We start from the raw sequence: 20,507 nt of genomic DNA, 5'->3' as shown, positions 1-20,507 counted from the left end.
TTTTGCATCAAGGCAAAATGAAGAACAAGCCTTTAGGCGCGTTAGTAAATAGCCGAAAAGAAAGAATATTTTCAACTACTGATTCATATAAATAATATGTATAATAAACATTGATTATGAAAAAGTTAGTATTATCACTATCAGTTTTACTATTTACAATCTTGTTGGGAAGTTGTAATTTATCGGCATCTAAAAAAACGGTGTCTGATCCGGTAGAATTAACCGTAACGGAACTACCGGAAGTATGGGAAGTAAATGAATCCCAAAGGAGTAATGAAACAAAAATTCAGGTAGCAATACTACTCGATGTGTCGGGCAGTATGGATGGATTGATAGAACAGGCCAAATCGCGCCTGTGGAATATCGTGAATACACTTACTACTTTGAAATACAAGGGAGAAACTCCACGTATAGAAATAGCCTTGTATTCTTACGGTATGAGCAGCAGGCTTGCCGATAATAATTATATGAGGCAGATAACTCCATTAACTACGAATCTCGACTTGATTTCGCAAAAGCTTTTCGAGTTGCGTACAAGCGGGTCGGAAGAGTATTGCGGTACTGTGATCAGCCGTGCGACGAAAGAGCTGGAGTGGGGGACTAACGATGCTGATATAAAGCTTATTTACATTGCAGGCAACGAAATATTCGAACAAGGTCCTATTTCTTACAGAACAGCCATACCTAATGCTTTGGAAAAGAAGATTTATGTGAATACCATTCATTGCGGAAATATGGAAACCGGTATCCGTGACCTTTGGCGCGACGCTGCGGAAAGGGGTAGGGGCAAGTTCTTCAATATCGATTCTAATGCCCGGGTAGTTTATATAGAAACTCCTTATGATGACGAGATAAGCAGATGTAACGAACGACTCAATAGTACTTATATCAGTTATGGCAGACGTGGTTCAGAATATCAGGATAATCAAATAGCACAGGATAGGAATGCCAGTTCTATATCGAAATCGAACTATGCAGAGCGTGCGGTAAGCAAATCGTCAAAAATGTACGATAATAGTAATTGGGATCTGGTGGATATGACCAAGAATAATAAAGACGCATTAAGTAAAGTTGCTAAAGAAGACCTGCCTAAAGACTTGCAAGGTAAAACTACAGCCGAACTGGAGAAACTGATTGCCGAAAAAGAACAGGAAAGAAATTCGATACAAAAAGAAATAGCAGAATTAGCCAAAAAACGTCAGGCATATATTGACGAGAAATCGAAAGAAGGTAACAATAATTCTGATCTGGGGATAGCTATTAATAAATCTATTCTGGCATTTGCTACGGAAAAAGGATATACAGCTGAGTAATGTTTTTACTAACGCGCCTAAAGGCTTGTTAGTAAATGATAAAATATTTCAGAAATTTATCTATAAAATAAAAAAGGGTGAATGAAATATTTTGATTATAAGTCTATAAAGTCTCAGATGATAGCACAGGAAGAAGCAGATAAAATAAAAAGGCAAAAAACAGTGTCACTTTTGTCACTTTAAAGATATTAATTATTTAATTTACAGATATTTATAAAAGTGACATATCTTCTACAAATGTAACACTCGTGTATACTTTTATGTATAACTATGTTTACTTTTTGTCACCATTTGATTATCGGTTTATATAAATAAAATATAATGAAAAGATTTATATTCAGCATTTTAGTAATAGCTTGTTTTACAACAATATCAGCACAGGTAGGTACAAGTGCAGGCTCATTCAATTATATTCGTTCGGCTGCTTCTAACCGTTCTGTTAATAGTTTTTCGATGCCCGCAGAGACAAATTTCATAATAGAGGATTTTGTAAATTACCATAAACACAATATAACCATCCCTCAGGAGACAGATGTGGCGTTAAGTATCGACTATGATAATTCGATATTATCAAACCCCGATGAGCTGGTGTTGCAGATTGGTGTTGCCACGCAGCCGGCCGAATATCACCGTTGCAGTGATAAGCAGGTTAATGTGGCTCTGGTTATTGATATAAGCACATCTATGCGCGGGCAGAAGATAGAGGTAGTGAAGAAGTCTATGCATAAATTCATCAATGCACTTAACGAGGGCGATTATCTTTCCGTTTCGGTATTTAGTACCGATGCTTCTGTATTACTTCCCACAACACGACTGGGAAAAGACCGTAAGGAAATACTAAGCCTGATAGACCAAATTTCGGTAAATGGTATGACCAACCTTAATGCCGGAATGGAATTGGGTTATACAGAAGCTCTGAAACGTCATGCCGAAAATACCAATTCGCGGGTAATATTACTTACGGATGGAGAAACTAACCAAGGGGAGATTGATCCCGAAAAAATTGTACAAAACTCGAATCGGTATACAAAACGAGGTATTAATATTTCGACTATCGGGGTAGGGCAGTCTCTTGATTTTGACCTGTTGAGGCAGTTGGCGGATGAAGGCAGGGGCACGAACTATTTTCTTGGCGATAATACCGAAGATATCGATAAGGTATTTACCGAAGAGCTGGGTTCGCTTTTATACCATATCGGAAACAATCCTAAATTGACAGTGAATCTGCCCGAAGGATATGAGATATTGCAATGTTATGGCTATAATCCCAAAATGGAAGGTAGTGGTAGTGTCGACTTTGAATTGAGCGACCTTAATGCCAATTCTACCCGGGTTGTGTTGATAAAGCTTCGCCGGAATACAAAATGTGAAGATAAATCACCAATAATCTCCGTTTCTCTGACATACGTTAAAGGAAAAGAAACAATCTCCGTTCCTTGTTCGCGTAAGCTTTCGATAACTTCAAAGAGTATTACTAACCCCGAGGTAGGTAAAAACTATTCGATCGCATTCATGGCAGATGCGTTGAAATCGGCTGCCCGTGAATATACCTCAGATAATACCGACAAATCTAAGTCGATATTGAATAATGCAGTTTTGCTCTTGAATAATTCGGAATACAGGTACGATGACGATTTTAAGCGCACATTTGATATTATCAAGAGTTATGCCCCTATTATTGATGAGTGTACCGAGAAAGAGTTTATTAAACCAAAGATTGTTATTTGATGAGAAGGAAAACGAGGCGATATAAGTAAACCTTATATCGCTTCTATATTGAAGCCCAGTTTACGAAGGGTCATGCGCGAATCCCTGTCGTTTACATTTTTAAGAGTATAAGCTAAATATTCCCTACGTAATGGATAACTGCCTCTTAAAGTACTGAACTGTTCAGGATTATTCAAAAGCCTTTGATAGTCTTCCAAAGGATTGTATGTTTTGAGTATGGCATGTTCCAGTTTATTCCCTTCAAGGAGGCTGTAGTCGATAACCGGATTTTCTATAGCCGGAGCCGTTACTTTCTTAATAGGATCGGTTGGTAATGACCAGAATTCGGCAATCGATTCGAGAGACATTCGGGTGGCATTGGCTTTTCCGTCTGCCGAATATCCGGCAATATGTGGAGTTGCAATATCTACCAGTTTCAGGTAATCAAGGTCGATATTTGGTTCCTGCTCCCAACAATCGATAATTGCACCCGATATCTTCCCGTTCAGTATGGCTTCCTTTATAGCTTCGGTATCGATAATACCGCCACGGGCAGAGTTTATGATAATCGGCTCTTTGCCAAGAGTATCAAAAAATACGGCATCAGCTAAGTGAAGGGTCTTATATATTCCTTCTTTGGTTAGCGGCGTATGGAATGTAATGATGTCGGCTTCTTTTTTGATTGTTTCGAGACTGACAAATTCGTCATTTTGTTCGGCTTTCTGTCTTGGCGGGTCGTTTTTGAGCACGCGCATTCCCAGTGCTTCGCAGATAGCAGCCACCTTTTTGCCGACATTGCCTACCCCTACAATTCCTATTGTTTTGTCTTTTAGCGAAAAGCCTTTCTTTTGAGCAATAGTGATCAGTACCGAGGCTACATACTGTTGTACCGAACCTGAGTTACATCCGGGGGCGTTTTTCCATGTAATATCGTGACTGTCGCAATAAGCGGTATCTATATGGTCGTAACCAATAGTAGCCGAACATATTAACTTTACATTCGAACCATCGAGAATCTCTTCACCGAAATGTGTAACAGTACGTACTATCAGGGTATCGGCTTCTTTAATACTTTCTTTTGTAAATTCAGCTCCGCTGAGGTAAGTTATTTCGCCAAAAGCTTCTCCCACACCTTTGAGGAAAGGGATGTTTTTATCTGCAATAATCTTCATTTAGTTAAATCGTAAAAACTGTTTTCAATAGAGGCTATGTTATCCGCTCTGTCGTTCAATACCAGATTCCCTTTGTTGAGGATCAGATAATGCGAAGCTATACCTTCCACATCATCAAATCTGTGCGAAGAGAAAAGGACTATTTTGGATGGGGATATTTCTGTTATTAATGCTTTTATCTTTTGATGTTGGTTCGGGTCGAGACCATTAGTAGGTTCATCCAGAATAAGTATATCGGGATTGTGTATCAATGCCTGAGCTAAGCCCACACGTTTTTTGTTTCCGTATGACAGGGCTCCTATTTTTTTCCTGTATTCGTCCTTCAACCCGGTTGTTTCTATCATTTCAGATACTCTTCCCTGTATTTCTTTCTTAGGTAGATAAAATGCAGCAGCGTATTCGAGATATTCACGTACGTACATATCTTCGTATAATGGGTTGTATTCCGGCAGGTAGCCGGTCTTTGACTTGATCTTTACCGGATTTGCAGAAATGTCTTCATTATCATAGAGAATCTTTCCTGAGGACGGTTGTAATACTCCTGCCAGAATATTCATCAATGTAGTTTTTCCTGCACCATTGGGTCCAAGGAAAGCTGTGATTTCTCCCTTCTTCAGGCTGAATGATATCGAATTAAGAGCTTTCTCTTTTCCGTAATCCTTTGATATGTCGCAGATTTCTATCATTGCTTATCTGCCTTCAGTTTGAGCTACGTTCTGACGGTTCCTTTTCTTTCTGAACATGTTAAACAATTCTTTAATTGTTTTGGCTTCTTTAGTATATACAATACCTATTCCCTGAGTCATAGGAGCCTGTTTGTAGTACCTGTCATTGGTTTTATTGAAGGCTTTCAGCTTGATTGAGCGTGTAAGTGCATATGCTACATCGAAATCGCCGATAAATGAATTGTCAGTAGATGTCGATTGGTCGGTTCTGTATCCCAAGTTGGTATTGAACTCGAGTTTATCATCAAGGAATTTACGGGATACACTTATACTCATATCCATGTCGTTGAAAGTACCGTCATTAGATGATATATTTGTCCCGATAGTCCATTTTTCGCCCAGCATATTACCAAATAGCATATTCAATCCGCTCGATAATGCATTGGATGCAATATTGGTGAGCATACCATCGGCAATATTTCCACCTGTTCCCGGTGAGCTGGAATAGAATGTACCCATTATGAGCAGATAGGCGAACTGTTTCACTTTTTGCTCGTCTGTAGCTATAAGGCTGCCGACACGGCTCTTCAAATCGTCGGATGCATCGGGCAGGCTAACATCATAGGTAAGGTTCATCTTATCCATATCACCGCTGATACCCAGCACGCAGTCGGCATTCACTTTTGTAGCTCCATTGGCATCGTTGGCAAACGAAACATCGAGAGTGGAGAGATCGGCTTTCACCCTGCGGAACGCGGTTATATCGAAAGTAGTATTCAAGGGGTCACCTACGAATCTCAGTGTACTTCCTTCCCTTATTCGCAGGTTGAGCGTTTTGATACTTTGTAATTTAAGCCGTACGGAGCCATCAGAAAGGGTGTAATTCCCGAATGCTTTCATATCTTCCGAACGCATATCGTATGTGAAATCGATTAATCCCGAACCTTTGGCCTGCATGGCATCGCCCGTTATAGGGTCTATAACGACTCCGATAGTCATATCGGGAGTAAGGGTAAGGTTTACTGCCAGTTTTATAGGTAGTACTTCTTCTTCGGGTTTAGGCGCTTCCAGTTTTTCCTCTTCCTTCGGAGTGTTTATGTATACTATACTCTGGTAACTAAGAGCCTCTTCATTTTGGGGTATCTGAACGTTCAAGAATGAATTTTTACCGTTTCTGAGGGTCATTTTCATATCAATAAGTTCGTCAGATCCTTTGATATTTATGGTTCCACTGGCATATACTTTTCCATAGAATAAGCTATCTGTACGGGCAGCTGTATTCAGTACCATCAGGTTGTTCAAATTCATACTGAGGTTATACTGTAAATCCTCGAAATTTTTGTGAGTAACGAGAGCATTTACACGGGCTTTATTCCGGTCGGAGTCTTCGATAACCAGATTATTGAAACCGATCTTATCCGGAGTTATTTGTATTGTATCGGAGATAGTGTAAGTTACATTGGTATAGTCGATACCTATCCGGGCATTATTTACGCCGAGCCATCCTCTGACTTCCGGCGCTGATATTTTTCCGGTAACCCTTAATCCGGTACTTATACTACCTGATGCCTTGTTGATCATATCTGCCATGAAAGGTTGTACCCATCCTATGGATAAGCGGTCCAGATTAACCTTTAGGTTCAGAGAGTCCTGAGCTGGGAATACATAACCGGCGACTTCACTTTTCGATTTTGCGTTTTCGAGGTAAGCTCTGAAGGCAATTGCTCCATCAGAATCGCTCCATTTACTTTGCACTTTAAGATCGCCCAGTGTATCATTGAATACAATAATATCTGCCAGTTGGAGGTTATTGGTATACAATTCGGGCTGCTCAAGTATATTCGTCAGTTTGATATTACCATCGGCAATGGCACTTATGTTATCGACGTCAAATGCTTTGAGTATATGCCCCAGATTGGCATTAAAGAAAGATACATTCAGGGTATCCTGTTTCGAATTCGATATGGCACCATCCATACCAAGATAACGGTTCATGGTGCGTCCTTTTCCTTCCATGAATCCGAAATTGGATATGGTGGTTCGTTCTCCCTCGTTATGAATTTCGGCAGGAAGAAATGACAGTATCAGTTTTCCTATCGACATTTCTGTCGGCAAAAACTTCAGGCTCGAGATAAGATTTCCGCTCTGTGATAATTCGAAATTAGCCAGGGTGTGAAGGGCAATATCCAAATTGAGATCGGTACTGTCGCGTTTAGCTGTCAGATACGCATTTATAGTATCCGACTGTATTTTGGTATCTAGGTTGAAATCTATACCACGCCCTTTTTCGTATAAGTTCAGAAATCCTTTCAGAGTTATTAAACTGTCGTTATTAGCTAGATCAAATTTCGTTCCTCTTATTTTTATATTATCATATTCTATCATCGGAATATCAGCTCTAGCCATAATACGGTTTTGCTCCGTATCTACTGTACCGTCTATGGTCATCGGGGTAATAATATTAGCCGGAAGGCCGAGTATCTCACCCAGGTTTTCGGTATTATTGATGATTGCGCTGAATTTGAAGTTGTTATGCTTATTCTTTGCCGTGAGCTTTATCGACTTTTTGAATAATCCGGGCAGATAAGAATACATCAGGTTATTTACCTGATCGGGTAATTGTACGAAGTTATAATCGCCTGTTATACTTGCACTCATTTGCGACGAGCTGAACTTGATAAATTTGTCTGTCGGACTATTCGCTCCGGCCTGTAATGCAATTACTCCCGGTTTGAAAGTCAGGCTGTCCCGCGAAAACAGGAAGTCTTCGATAACCACATCAGCTTTGATATCGTTCATATCGAGACCTACAATATTCCCTTTCATATGGAATGTCAACTCCGGATTTTTCCAACCCAAACTGTCTATAAACTGGTCTATTTTGAGCTTTTCTACATCCAAATCCAAATCGATCTTAGGAATCCTGTCCTGGGTCATATCGGCTTTTGCTTCAAACTTACCTAAAGGCAGATCGCCTTTGATCCATCCTCCCATTTTCGAAGCATTATAGTAAGCTGTGAAAGGTACATCCTGATAGGTCTGGTTATTGTATTGTATGCTGCTGACTTGCCCTTTGAGATCGGCCGACAAAGATTGTCGCGGACTTTGTGACGCGTTTATATTCACAAAGGCTGATACGCGCCCCAATTCAGGCATTTCCATCAGAGAACCGGCATTGAAGTTCTGGGTTTGTAATTTGGCATTTACTTTGAAATTCTCAAATGTAGTATCCACCGACCCATTCGCAACCATCTTTAACGCACCTTGTTTAGCCCATGCCTCCGCATCGATATTCAGGTTATCGAGGCTACCTTTAAGAGTTCCGTTCATACGGATGTTTCCCAGTGTTTTTAGAATATCGGGAGCAATGAAAGTCGAATCTCCCACTTTAGCAAAGTCTGTTATATCAGCAGGGGTGATTAAGAATCTTTCGATAGCTAAATTGAATTGGGCTTTGTCATAGTGCTCGTAATCAGATATAGAAGCAGTGGCTCTCAGGTTGGTTTCCTCCCCGTATTTAATCACAAGGCTATCTACATTTAATGCAGGTAATTTTCCGTTGACCGAACCCCGAAGTTCTATATTATTTCTCAGGTGCTTTAGGTCGGGCATGAATGGGAGCAGGTCTTTCGGCGATAGTACCGCAGGTTCTGTAACCAGAGCGAATTCATCGGTATCGAGATTGTATTTAGCCGAAGGTATGTTCATTTTCGATGCAGGCAGTTCGAGCTCGGCATCTTCTATATAATATGTCGATTTATCGGATGTTATATTTGCTTTCAGATTCTTGATATCTAATCCCGAATGTTCTTTAAAAGACAGAGAAGTCAATATAATTTTCAGATCTTCGGGGTCGGCAGATGGTATTTTTAAATCGCCGTTCAAGTCATATACATGGATATGCGATGCATTGAATTCGTTAGGAGTAATAGTATCCGACAATATATCATACCGGAGTTTACCGTTGCGGAGTGATATATCTTCGATATTGATCTTCAGGCTACTCGATGCTGTATCGGTAACTGTAGTATCACCGGCGAAAGCATCTATAAGGAACTGGAAGTTAAAATCGGCATCCGGATTTTTTTGAGAAACGTTTATAGTAAAATCGTCTATATCTATCGCATTGATCTGCAACTCGCTTTTTAGTAATTTCCACGGGCTGAGGCTTACTTCGAGATTCCGGGCATAAAGCAGGGTGTCTTTTGACTGATCTTCGATATATACACCTTTCAGGTTGACATTATTAAACAGTTTGAGTCTGACCTCGTCAATACTCAACTCAGTTTTGAGAATCGGTTTTAGTTGGCTGATCGCATAATCAACAACCTTTTTTTGTACCGAAGGGATTGATAATAATCCATATAGAGCCAGATTAAGCAAAATGATACCCAATATTACATAAAGAAGTATTTTGAATATCTTTTTTATTACGCTTTTCTTCTTAGGCGGTATATTTTTCTCTTTTTCTTCGTTCTCCATATAAAATCAACGGATTCTGAATGCTGTTATAAAAATTGGACAATAACGAGAGATTAACAGACAATCAAACGAGTGCTGCCTTCCATTCATCTTCTTTAAATCCTACTAATACGGTATTGTCAGTAACAATAATGGGTCGTTTTACTAACATTCCATTTGTAGCTAACAATTTGATGAGGTCTTTTGTTGAGTCGTTTTTAACACGTTCTTTTATATTTTGCTCTTTATATATTTTTCCCGAAGTGTTGAAAAACTTATTCAGAGGTAATTTACTTTCGTCTATCCATTCCGTTAGTTCTGCTTCAGTAGGGTTATTTTCAGCTATATTACGGCTTTCCACGTCCAGATTATTCTCTTTTAGCCATTTTGCTGCTTTCTGGCAGGTACTGCATTTCGGATATTGAACAAATAAAATCTTTCCCATTGTCGTTTTGTATTGCATGAATAAAAAATTCAGAGAATTATGTTTTAACACAAAGGTAAATTTTCTTTTGAGAATTTGTTCGTATCCGGTAAGATTAGTGTATAGAAAGTATTTACCGTGTAATTGTTATAAGTAATATCCATTGAAAACTCCGGTAGTTCTAAAATCACTATATATAGTTATTGTGCACTTTTGGAGGAATGCCTATCTTTACTAAGATATTGTACACTTTTTAGAGTATACGCTCAACAAATACTATCAAATGGAATACGATGTTATTGTAATCGGAGCCGGACTGACCGGACTGTCACTTGCTTTTTTTCTTCAGCAAAAGGGAAAGAAGGTGATAGTGCTTGAGAAAATGAATCGCGCGGGAGGAGCTATGCATACACATTCCGAAAATGGTTTTATCTACGAAGAAGGTCCTAATACAGGAGTATTGGGAAACCCCGAAATAGCCGAACTTTTCGAAATGCTCGAAATAAAACCTGTTGTCGCAGATAAAAAAGCAGAAAAGCGTCTGATCTATAAAAACAAGAACTGGTATGCCCTGCCTTCGGGTCCGGTAAGTTTCTTAAAAACCCCTTTATTTACACTAAAAGATAAGATTAAAATAGCATTCGAACCTTTTGTTAAGCGGGGAACAGATCCCGACGAATCTGTGGCTTCTATAGCATCGAGGCGGATAGGGCAGTCTTTTGTCGATTATGCAGTCAATCCTTTTATATCAGGGATATATGCCGGAGATCCGGAGAAACTGACCACCCGTTATGCGTTACCTAAGCTATACAAACTCGAACAGAAGTATGGCAGTTTTATTGGTGGTTCATTTAAGAAGAGTAGGGAACCGAAGAATGCAAGAGATAAAAAAGCTACCAAAGAAGTCTTTTCCGGAGCAGTAGGTTTCGGTTCGCTTATAGAAGCTCTCGTAAACAAAATAGGTAAGGAGAATATTGTTTGCGGAGCATTGGACATTAAAGTAAAAAAAGTAAGCGATCGCTTTGAAGTAACCTTCAATAAAGACCAAATAAAGCAACAATATTTATCCTATAAGGTTATATCTTCGGTAGGGGCAAATGCTTTACCCGATTTGTTACCATTCATATCACCTCTGGATATGAAAAAGATGACGAACCTTACTTATGCAAAAGTAGTACAGGTTGCTGTAGGAGTGGAGCGCAAAGCTATTAATGACAAATACGTTTCCTTCGGGGGACTGATCCCCCAAAAAGAAAACAGACAGTTGCTGGGCGTACTTTTCCCTTCGTTTTGCTTTCCCGACAGAGCACCGCAGGGATATGCTACATTAGCTATTTATCTGGGAGGAACCCGTCATCCCGAACTTTTTGATTTGAGTGACGAAAAGCTGACGGCTATTGTGCATGAGGAACTGAAGGATTTGTTTAAAATACCGTCATCGGCAATTTGCTTTCTTAAGATATTCAGGCACCGGTATGCTATTCCTCAATACGAAGTTTCTACTGGTGAAAGGCTGGCTACTATTGCTAAAGTGGAGAAAGATCATGACGGATTGTATATTGCCGGTAATATACGAAACGGCATCGGCATAGCCGACCGGGTAAAACAGGCATATGATATTGCAGAACAGCTTGTTTGGAAGACAGCAGTACATTATGTCTGAATATACCGGAGATTGTTAAAATGCGATAATTTTCAGAATAGAATATCTTTTCGTTTTTGAAAAAATGCGCGTAGCTAAGGGCTTTTCATATTTTCGCTCTATCTTTACGGCTAAAATTACCTATGGAAATAATAAATCTTTCGGCTCAGAATTCCATTTTGGGTCGTTTTGTGAGCGAGATCCGCGATGTAAATATTCAGGGAGATCGGATGAGGTTTCGCAAAAATCTCGAAAGAATAGGCGAAATAATGGCTTATGAGATCAGCAAAACCCTCGATTATAAAGAGCAGGATATCCAGACTCCTCTAGGAGTGGCTCCCTCCTTCCTTCATACCGATCCGATAGTTATCGGGACAATTCTCAGGGCAGGTCTTGGTTTTCATCACGGATTTTTGAATTATTTCGACTATGCCGAAAATGCTTTTGTATCGGCATATCGTAAGTATCGCGAGAATCATCAGAGTTTTCATGTCAGTATAGAATATATAGCTTCGCCGCGTTTAGAAGGAAAAGTACTTTTGCTTACCGATCCGATGCTGGCTACCGGAGGAAGCATGGAGCTATCATACCACGCTTTATTGACAAAAGGAAGCCCCAAGCATATACATATTGCTACGGTTATTGCCAGTCAGGAAGCTATAGATTATTGCAAAGAGAAGTTTCCGGATTCGAATACTACTATTTGGGCGGCAGCTATCGATCCTACCCTGAATGAAGAATCTTATATCGTTCCCGGATTGGGCGATGCAGGCGACTTGGCTTACGGCGAGAAAGATTCATAACTAATAAAAAAACTTAGTAAAGAAACACAAGGCGGATAACGGAATAGCTTTGTGCTTTCTTTGTTTTACGCTATAAAAGAAAGGAATAACAATATGTCACTGAAATATGGGATAATAGGCTCCGGCGCTATAGGCGGGTATTTCGGAGGAATGTTGGTAAAAGGAGGACACGATGTTCATTTTTTATTTCATTCGGATTACGATTTTGTTGAAGAAAATGGGCTGAAGGTCGATTCAATAAATGGCGATTTTGTGTTGCCTGCAGTTAATGCTTACAGTAATACACACGATATGCCTCCGTGTGATGTTGTATTGGTATGTCTGAAGACAACTAAAAATAAGGAATTAAAGCATCTGTTACCTCCCTTGTTGCACGAGAATACAGTAGTGCTGCTGATTCAGAACGGAATGGGTATCGAAGCCGATCTTCAGAAATTATTTCCCAATCTTCATATTGCGGGAGGGTTAGCGTTTATCTGTGCTACTAAAATGGGTCCCGGACATATAGCCCACCTCGATTACGGAAAACTCAATATCGGTTCTTATTCCTGTCCTGATAATGCTGTCTTACAACAGATTTGTCAGGATTTTGAAAAGTCGGGCATCGAAACCGAAATATTAAACTTACAAGAGGCGCGCTGGAAAAAACTGGTTTGGAATATACCTTTCAATGGGATGACAGTAATTATGAATACAACTACGGATGCTTTGATTGCCAATGCCGATATGCGGCAATTATTGCACCGTTTGATGATAGAAGTAATTGAAGCCGGCAACCAATGCGATCTGGCGGATAACCCTATTCCTCTTGACTATGCAGACGAGATTATACATATGACCGAACATATGACACCTTATTCGCCCAGCATGAAAGTCGATTTTGACTCGAAACGGCAGATGGAAATCAACTACCTGTATACTCAGCCAATAGAATATGCTGCACGTGCAGGTTATAATATGACCGGTACAGCAGTGCTCGAAAAACAGTTACGGTTTATCCAATCAACATATTTAATAAAGTAAAGAAGACAAAAGACCTGTATGGGCATAGAAAAAGGAATTTTTAAACGTACCGAATTGTTGCTGGGCAACTCTTTAATGGATAAGATAGCTTCACAACGGGTTATTATTTTCGGTATCGGAGGTGTTGGCAGCTGGTGTGCCGAGAGTTTAGTGCGTTCGGGTATCAGGCATCTTACTATTGTAGACTCAGACCGTGTATGTGTAACCAATATCAACCGCCAATTATTAGCGACAACTAAAACCGTAGGGCAAGTAAAGGTAGATGCTCTGAAAGAACGCTTACTGGAGATTAATCCGAAAGCAGAGATAACTCCTCTTCAGCAAATATATAGCGCTGAAACCGCCGATTCGTTTCAGTTGGAACAATACGATTATATTATTGATGCTATCGACAGCCTGAGCAATAAGATGGACTTGATGGTTCGTGCAACAAAGACCAAAGCTGTCTTTTTTTCGTCTATGGGAGCAGCCCTGAAAATGGATCCGACAAAAATACAGGTTGCCGAATTTTGGAAGGTAAAAGGATGTCCTTTAGGTGCGGCACTTCGCCGTAAGTTTAAGAAAGTGGAAAAACCCCGCCGTAAATTTCTTTGTGTGTTCAGTGAAGAAGTTCTGGATAACAAAGGAGCTAACGAATCGTGCGGAACCGAGGCTTGTCTTTGTCCCAAGTCGAAGAACGGGCCGGGCGACCCCGATCTGGTTAACCACGAATGGTGCAGTATGAAAGCCCAGATCAATGGAACATTGGCGCACATAACAGCTATTTTCGGCTTTACCCTTGCCGGATTAGTGATGAAAGATATTTGTAAGGAATAAAATATATAGGTACTTTAGAGCCATAATCTGAATGCCTGAAAATGAACCGGAAATACACAACCTTACTTATATCGATTGCTGTTTTTTTAATGGCATATTCGCAATCTGTTTCTGCAGTAAACTTTGATTACGAGCAATTTAAAACTTATTTTGGAAATATAAGCTCCGGTTCGTCGCATGAACTGGAACTTCCTTATAATGAATTTACGAAGGACTTATTCCATTCGCCGACCGAGAAAATATATGCAGTAAACTGGATTCAAAACTACTGCGGCAACGACCTGTTTGTAATACACCGGATAGACGAAATTCAGAATGCGGATTATGTATCGATCGTACCATTCAAAGACAGTAAGCCACTATACAACGATTTACAGGAGATAATAATCGAAAATGCTCCTGAAAGTGATAAAGGCATCTTCAACCAGTATTTTACTTTCGAAAATAATACTATTGTAACCGATATATTCTGGTCGGAAAGGAAGTATGAGATACCGGTGGCAGTAAAAGCAGAGGTAAAATTCGAGATAGATTCATTAGGAAAACCTTTCGCTATAAAGGTGGACACCTGCCTGTTTTCTTCCCGGTATTTTGATACGGATGAGTTGTTGACCCTTCCGGCGGTAAAAGCCGGATATCCTGTAAAAAGTGATCCGTATGTACTGACAATAGCGAACTGGACTCAGGCTGTTTCTCCATTTATTTCATCCGGGATTCAATTGCTTTTTTATCTTGAGCAATTTGACAATAAATTAATTACAGTGCTGGAAACTAGAAACGGAAAAGAAGAAATTATTGATACCTACCGGATAGGGGAGAGTAGTGGGAGAGGCAAAGAGCATGCTTCGAAGATAGAACATATTGCCATTAAAACATCCGGCGGAAATATTCATCTTACATCTGACGGATATTTTATTGGTTATTAATGGTCTTTTCGGGCTCAGGCTCATAAATAAAGTACATCTGGGATGATAACAGATCGGTGTATAATCCCACATAGAAATTTTCTTTGTACTTGAAAATAAATGCTTTGAACAGATAATCGTCTAAATATTGAGAATGAATCAGTTCCGTTTTTTCAGGACTGAATTTTTTACTTGTTTTCAGAATCTGTTCAAAAATTATCCGGTCGCCAGCATTTCTGTAGCTGGCATCGATACCTTTCCACTCCTGATCTGTATTTATGGCTGGTTTTAAATTCTGTATTATACTTTTTGCCCTTTTCAAATCGTTACTTTCCGTACCGTTGGGTGTAAAAATGAGTTTGAAGGTTTTATCGGGTAATTCTTCTATTCGGTAGGTACCCAGATCATGATCCATATATCTATTGATTTGCCCTATACTCATAGAAGAATAGTACCGGGTTAAATATAACTGTATCTTGTTTTTGTCAATAACTTCATATCTCCCTTCTATGGTAGGGTAGCTTCCGAATCCACACCACGAAATTTCCTTAGATGTAAATATCCCGTCATCCGAAAAAACGATTTTATTTCCGAATGCCTTTTGTTGTAAAATAGTGTTGGGAAATGAAAGAATGTAATCATCAGGCTTTTGTATCTTTTCTCCGATGAGGTGGTCAGATTGCCATGTGCCTATTATCCTTGTATTTTCCTGTGCCTGCAATATTGCTGCAAGCATAGAAAACAGTAACAGTATGTATTTTAGATAAGTCATTGGTTTCCGGTTTCTGAATTTTTATAAACAGCAAATATTTCCGGGTCAGCACTATAGAGTGCAATGTGGTTTTTATTCTCATATTCGAAAACAAAAGCCGTTATATAATACCAGCCTATATTTTTGGTATACACAAGGTTGGCTTTATCCGGATCGAACTGTCCGTCTGTAATAAGGCCTTTTCGCAATATTTTCAGGCTTTCAGTTTCTCTGTTTTCCGGATCGAGCGTTACCCATTTTAGATTAGATTCTCCTGTTGATATCTGAGGTAAAGAATTTACCTTTTGTGAATAAACCCGTCGTAGATCGTCATCAATGCCATCCCGGCAAGAGATAAGCCTGAATCCGCCGGGTATAGTATCTATCATAAATATACCTAAGTCGATATTTACACGTTCATCTACGTTTTGGCACATACCGTTTATCGAAATACTATCTGCATATATCCGTATATGGTTTTCGTCTGTTACATTGTATCTGCCATAGGTTTGACGGAAACAATCATTTCCGCATGGAGCCGAATAGTAACACATAAAAGTCCCGTCTTCTGCAAATTTCGCATTATTTCCGTAATGGAAACGATACTTCTGATCGTCTTCATAGTGAATTGTTTCGATATTAAATTCGTCGATTTGGTTTATTCCGATCAAGTAATCGATTTTCCATTCGCCGGCTATCATATTAGTTCTGTTTTGTGCCTGAATGCTTAGTGTTGCTACAAGTAACAGGGGTAAGATTAGCTTAATATATTTCATTGCGTTGTTCTTAGATTCATAAATATAGTGTTTTTTCGGGCAACAGGGTAAACCATAAAGATACACATTAGAAATAGCCTGCTTAATTTTCAAGGGTTTGCTTTGCAATAAAGAGGTTTGAGAACTTATTTTCTACTATTTTTTTTATCTTTGTCAGTCTGGCTTATAGTAATTCTCCGGAGACGAAAGCCGAACGAATAAATTAGACGAACAAGACTTAAAAAATTATACAACTGTGTCAAAAAAAATAGCCGAAACCCCTTTAATGAAACAATATATGGAAATCAAGGGAAAACATCCCGATGCTATACTGTTGTTTCGAGTGGGCGACTTCTATGAGACTTTCTCGCAAGATGCTATAGATGCTGCCGAAATATTGGGAATAACGCTTACCCGAAGGGCAAATGGTACAGCACAGCATGTTGAGCTGGCAGGGTTTCCGCATCACGCATTAGATACTTATCTGCCTAAACTAGTCCGTGCCGGAAGGCGGGTGGCTATATGTGACCAACTGGAAGATCCGAAACAGACTACCAAGCTGGTTAAGCGTGGTATAACCGAGTTGGTGACACCGGGTGTATCTATCAATGATAATGTTCTGAATCATAAGGAGAATAACTTCCTGTGCGCGGTTCATTTTGCAAAGAAAAACTATGGTATATCATTGCTGGATATATCAACGGGAGAGTTTCTTCTGGCTGAAGGAAATAAAGAATATATAGATAAGCTTCTGGCAAACTTTTCGCCTAAAGAGGTACTTATCGAGAGGGGAAATAAAAAGCAGTTCGAAGAGTACTTCGGTAGCCGTTACTTTACTTTTGAACTCGATGACTGGATCTTCACTGAAGACACAGCCCGTGACCGTCTGATCAAACATTTCGAGACTAAAAATCTAAAAGGGTTTGGTGTAGAACATCTTACAGATGGAGTTATTGCTGCCGGCACAGTACTGCATTATCTGGATGTGACCCAACATACTATGATAGGCCATATAACCACTTTATCGAGAATAGAAGAAGACAGATATGTACGCCTCGATAAGTTTACGGTACGCAGTCTGGAATTGATTTCTACAATGAACGAAGGCGGAAAATCGTTACTCGATATCCTCGATAAAACGATATCGCCAATGGGAGCACGTATGCTTCGCCGTTGGTTGGTATTCCCGTTGAAAGAAGTTAAGCCTATTAACGACCGTCTGGCTGTAGTAGAGTATTTCTTCCGTGATCCTTCTCTGAAACAGTTATTAGAAGAGCAATTACCTCTTATCGGAGACCTCGAACGTATAATTTCTAAAGTAGCAGTAGGGCGTGTTACACCACGCGAAGTAGTACAGCTTAAAGTTGCTCTGAAAGCAATCGAACCTATTCGCGAAGCCTTCATTAATTCGGATGAACCAAGTCTGAAATCGATTGGGGAAAAGCTTAATCCATGCCCTATAATCAGGGAGCGTATCGAAAAGGAAATACAGAACGATCCGCCCGTATTACTCAATAGGGGAAGTGTTATCCGGGAAGGAGTTAATCCCGATCTGGATGAGTTACGCAAAATTGCTTACTCTGGTAAAGATTATTTGCTTCATATACAGCAGCGCGAAATCGATACAACAGGTATTCCGTCTCTGAAAATCAGTTTCAACAGTGTATTCGGCTATTATATTGAAGTGCGTAACACCCACAAAGATAAAGTCCCTGCCGATTGGATACGTAAGCAGACGCTGGTCAATGCAGAGCGATATATTACACAGGAACTGAAAGACTATGAAGAGAAAATTCTGGGTGCGGAAGAAAAAATCCTCTCACTCGAAACAACTTTATACAATGATTTGGTTCAAAGCCTGATAGACTATATACCAACTATTCAGGTAAACGCCAATCTGATAGCCCGGACCGATTGCCTGCTTTCGTTTGCTAAAGCAGCCGAATTGAATAAATACATTCGCCCGAATATTGAAGATTCGGATGTATTGGATATTAAAAACGGACGCCATCCCGTTATCGAAAAACAGCTACCTATCGGAGAGTCTTATATAGCCAACGATGTCTATCTGGATAGTAATAAACAACAGATTATTATTATAACAGGGCCTAATATGGCGGGTAAGTCGGCTCTGCTTCGTCAGACAGCATTGATTAACCTGATGGCTCAGATAGGCTGTTATGTACCGGCCGACTCGGCAAAAATAGGTCTTGTCGATAAAATATTTACCCGTGTGGGGGCTTCGGATAATATTTCGTTGGGTGAATCCACATTTATGGTCGAAATGAATGAGGCCTCTGATATTCTGAATAACTTGTCACCTCGCAGTTTAGTCCTATTCGATGAGCTGGGGCGTGGTACAAGTACCTATGATGGTATTTCTATAGCTTGGGCAATTGTGGAATATATACATGAGCATCCTAAAGCAAGAGCTAAAACATTGTTTGCAACCCACTATCACGAGTTGAATGAAATGGAAAAATCATTCAAGCGTATCAAGAACTACAATGTATCGGTCAAAGAAGTCGATACAAAAATTATCTTCTTACGTAAATTGGTTAAAGGGGGTAGCGAGCACAGTTTCGGTATACATGTGGCAAAGTTGGCGGGTATGCCTCAGAGTATAGTAAAGCGAGCCGATACAATACTTAAGCAACTGGAAACAGATAACCGGAAGCAAGGTATATCAAAACCTATTGCAGAGATAAATGAACAGCGCGAAGGCTATCAATTGAGTTTTTTCCAGTTGGACGATCCTGTATTGAGTCAGGTGCGCGACGAAATAAAGTCCCTGGATGTTAACAACCTCACCCCGGTTGAAGCGTTAAATAAACTGAATGAGATAAAAAAGATAGTGTCCGGCAAGTAAGGTTTACAAGAAACTGTTTTTCTTTAATAAGTTATAGAATTTCAGGTAAGAAGTTCTGATATCTTTTGTATTGATATTAATATAGTTACTGAAAGCAGAAAACACCCCTAATCCTAAAGGTATGGTGATAAGTGACTGTGCTACATAGTCGAGGTCTACATCCGAACGTATCTCTCCTGTTCTCATGGCTATTTGAATAACATTCCGCCAACCGTTATATTCTTTTTCTGTCAGTGAATTTACCTGTTTATTAAATTCGGGATATAATTCTGTAGCCTGAAAAATGAATTTATACAAGTAAAAATCTGACATCTTAAAGGGTACAACTTCCTTTAATAGATTTTGATGGCTCTGCCTGCATTTAATAGAGGCATAAATAGTATCGAGCAACGTCCGCTTTTGGTCTTCGGGTATTCCCGTATAGCTCGAAAATATAGGCAGAAGATAGGTGTCGACGATTTCTTTGAAGATATCTTCCTTACTTTTGAAATGATGATAAATGGCTCCCCGCGAGATTCCGGATGCTTCCTGGATCTGTTGCATCGTAACACTATCGAAGTTCTCATTTAAAAATAAGCTGAAAGCTTTATCCAGTATCTTCTTTCTGGAAGGGTTCATCGGTTTTTTCACAGAGTTTTAGCGTTATGAGTATATAAAGTGTTGTACAAATTTCAAATTTAAATAATTTTGTTAAAAAAGAAAGAGTTATATGAGATATGTTTCTTAAAAAAAGACTTTTTAGTTATGTATTATTTCAAAAATGGCATAAACTTTTGTATAACAGAAAAGAACTCTTATCTTTGTGCCGAATTTTAATCAAAATATAAAAGAAATCATGTATTTAGATTCTGAAAAAAAGAAAGAAATCTTTGCTAAATACGGAAAGTCTAACACTGATACTGGCTCACCAGAAGCTCAGATTGCATTGTTTTCGTACCGTATTTCGCATTTGACTGAACACTTGAAGTCAAATCATAAAGATTATAACACTGAACGCTCTCTAAGAATGTTAGTTGGTAAACGTCGCCGTTTATTAGACTATTTGATAGAAATTGATATCACAAGATATCGTGCTATCATCAAAGAGCTTGGTATCAGAAAGTAAAATCTTTCCGAACGAAACAAAAGTTACTACCTTGATACTATTCGGTAGTAACTTTTTCTTTTTAGGGATAACTTTTATTATAAAAATTAACAATAC

Annotated in this window: 16 protein-coding genes; 9 read left to right on the top strand and 7 right to left on the bottom strand. The window is 39.3% G+C overall.

Annotated elements, in window-relative coordinates; translation table 11 throughout:
- The first annotated feature begins 116 nt into the window (after window positions 1-116).
- Both BUC12_RS11155 and BUC12_RS11150 read left to right on the top strand, forming a co-directional pair.
- Window positions 117-1,313: a vWA domain-containing protein gene (locus BUC12_RS11155; RefSeq protein WP_062183823.1), complete on the top strand. Its 1,197-nt coding sequence runs from the start codon at window positions 117-119 to the stop codon at window positions 1,311-1,313.
- A 321-nt stretch (window positions 1,314-1,634) separates the two neighbouring features.
- Window positions 1,635-3,041, top strand: a complete 1,407-nt coding sequence (locus BUC12_RS11150; protein WP_062183826.1) for a vWA domain-containing protein — start codon at window positions 1,635-1,637, stop codon at window positions 3,039-3,041.
- Between the two features lie 32 nt (window positions 3,042-3,073).
- Here the strand turns inward: BUC12_RS11150 and pdxB are convergent, their stop codons facing one another.
- From pdxB to BUC12_RS11130, 4 genes are all read right to left on the bottom strand, one after another.
- Window positions 3,074-4,192 carry a 4-phosphoerythronate dehydrogenase PdxB gene (pdxB, locus tag BUC12_RS11145; protein WP_062183830.1) on the bottom strand — a complete coding sequence of 373 codons (1,119 nt, stop codon included), beginning with the start codon at window positions 4,190-4,192 and terminating at the stop codon, window positions 3,074-3,076.
- Window positions 4,189-4,878: an ABC transporter ATP-binding protein gene (locus BUC12_RS11140; protein ID WP_062183833.1), complete on the bottom strand. Its 690-nt coding sequence runs from the start codon at window positions 4,876-4,878 to the stop codon at window positions 4,189-4,191. The genes pdxB and BUC12_RS11140 overlap by 4 nt, the downstream gene beginning before the upstream one ends.
- A gap of 3 nt (window positions 4,879-4,881) precedes the next feature.
- Window positions 4,882-9,339 (bottom strand): translocation/assembly module TamB domain-containing protein, encoded by a 4,458-nt coding sequence (locus BUC12_RS11135; RefSeq protein ID WP_062183836.1) that lies wholly within the window; start codon window positions 9,337-9,339, stop codon window positions 4,882-4,884.
- Between the two features lie 64 nt (window positions 9,340-9,403).
- Window positions 9,404-9,763 (bottom strand): arsenate reductase family protein, encoded by a 360-nt coding sequence (locus tag BUC12_RS11130; protein ID WP_062183839.1) that lies wholly within the window; start codon window positions 9,761-9,763, stop codon window positions 9,404-9,406.
- Window positions 9,764-10,025: 262 nt separating this feature from the next.
- Here BUC12_RS11130 and hemG point away from each other — a divergent pair, with 262 nt between their 5' ends.
- The 5 genes from hemG (at window position 10,026) to BUC12_RS11105 (ending at window position 14,952) form a co-directional block, all read left to right on the top strand.
- Window positions 10,026-11,405 carry a protoporphyrinogen oxidase gene (hemG, locus tag BUC12_RS11125; RefSeq protein ID WP_062183842.1) on the top strand — a complete coding sequence of 460 codons (1,380 nt, stop codon included), beginning with the start codon at window positions 10,026-10,028 and terminating at the stop codon, window positions 11,403-11,405.
- A gap of 122 nt (window positions 11,406-11,527) precedes the next feature.
- Entirely contained in the window at window positions 11,528-12,187 is a 660-nt protein-coding gene (gene upp, locus BUC12_RS11120; protein ID WP_062183845.1) for a uracil phosphoribosyltransferase, read from the top strand.
- 93 nt (window positions 12,188-12,280) lie between these two features.
- Complete coding sequence (locus BUC12_RS11115) at window positions 12,281-13,210, top strand: putative 2-dehydropantoate 2-reductase (RefSeq protein ID WP_062183848.1); 930 nt, start codon at window positions 12,281-12,283, stop codon at window positions 13,208-13,210.
- Between the two features lie 18 nt (window positions 13,211-13,228).
- On the top strand, window positions 13,229-14,026 hold the full coding sequence (locus BUC12_RS11110; protein WP_062183851.1) for a tRNA threonylcarbamoyladenosine dehydratase: 798 nt from the start codon (window positions 13,229-13,231) through the stop codon (window positions 14,024-14,026).
- 41 nt (window positions 14,027-14,067) lie between these two features.
- Window positions 14,068-14,952 (top strand): hypothetical protein, encoded by an 885-nt coding sequence (locus BUC12_RS11105; protein ID WP_062183854.1) that lies wholly within the window; start codon window positions 14,068-14,070, stop codon window positions 14,950-14,952.
- Here BUC12_RS11105 and BUC12_RS11100 read toward each other — a convergent pair.
- Together BUC12_RS11100 and BUC12_RS11095 are read right to left on the bottom strand one after the other, a co-directional pair.
- On the bottom strand, window positions 14,939-15,703 hold the full coding sequence (locus BUC12_RS11100) for a hypothetical protein (RefSeq protein ID WP_062183857.1): 765 nt from the start codon (window positions 15,701-15,703) through the stop codon (window positions 14,939-14,941). The genes BUC12_RS11105 and BUC12_RS11100 overlap by 14 nt on opposite strands.
- Entirely contained in the window at window positions 15,700-16,458 is a 759-nt protein-coding gene (locus BUC12_RS11095) for a hypothetical protein (protein ID WP_062183858.1), read from the bottom strand. Before BUC12_RS11095 ends, BUC12_RS11100 begins: the two co-directional genes overlap by 4 nt.
- Window positions 16,459-16,723: 265 nt before the next feature.
- On the opposite strand from BUC12_RS11095, the gene mutS reads away from it, so the two are divergent.
- Window positions 16,724-19,306, top strand: coding sequence for a DNA mismatch repair protein MutS (gene mutS, locus BUC12_RS11090; protein WP_087880277.1), 2,583 nt, complete (start codon window positions 16,724-16,726; stop codon window positions 19,304-19,306).
- A gap of 3 nt (window positions 19,307-19,309) precedes the next feature.
- Here the strand turns inward: mutS and BUC12_RS11085 are convergent, their stop codons facing one another.
- Entirely contained in the window at window positions 19,310-19,924 is a 615-nt protein-coding gene (locus BUC12_RS11085) for a TetR/AcrR family transcriptional regulator (RefSeq protein WP_062183865.1), read from the bottom strand.
- Window positions 19,925-20,141: 217 nt separating this feature from the next.
- Here BUC12_RS11085 and rpsO point away from each other — a divergent pair, with 217 nt between their 5' ends.
- Entirely contained in the window at window positions 20,142-20,411 is a 270-nt protein-coding gene (gene rpsO, locus BUC12_RS11080; protein WP_062183868.1) for a 30S ribosomal protein S15, read from the top strand.
- The last annotated feature ends 96 nt before the right edge of the window (window positions 20,412-20,507 follow it).

Source organism: Indolivaga macrotermitis, assembly GCF_900128985.1.
Classification (GTDB): Bacteria; Bacteroidota; Bacteroidia; order Bacteroidales; family Dysgonomonadaceae; genus Dysgonomonas_A; species Dysgonomonas_A macrotermitis.
This window is presented reverse-complemented; position numbering and strand designations above follow the sequence as displayed.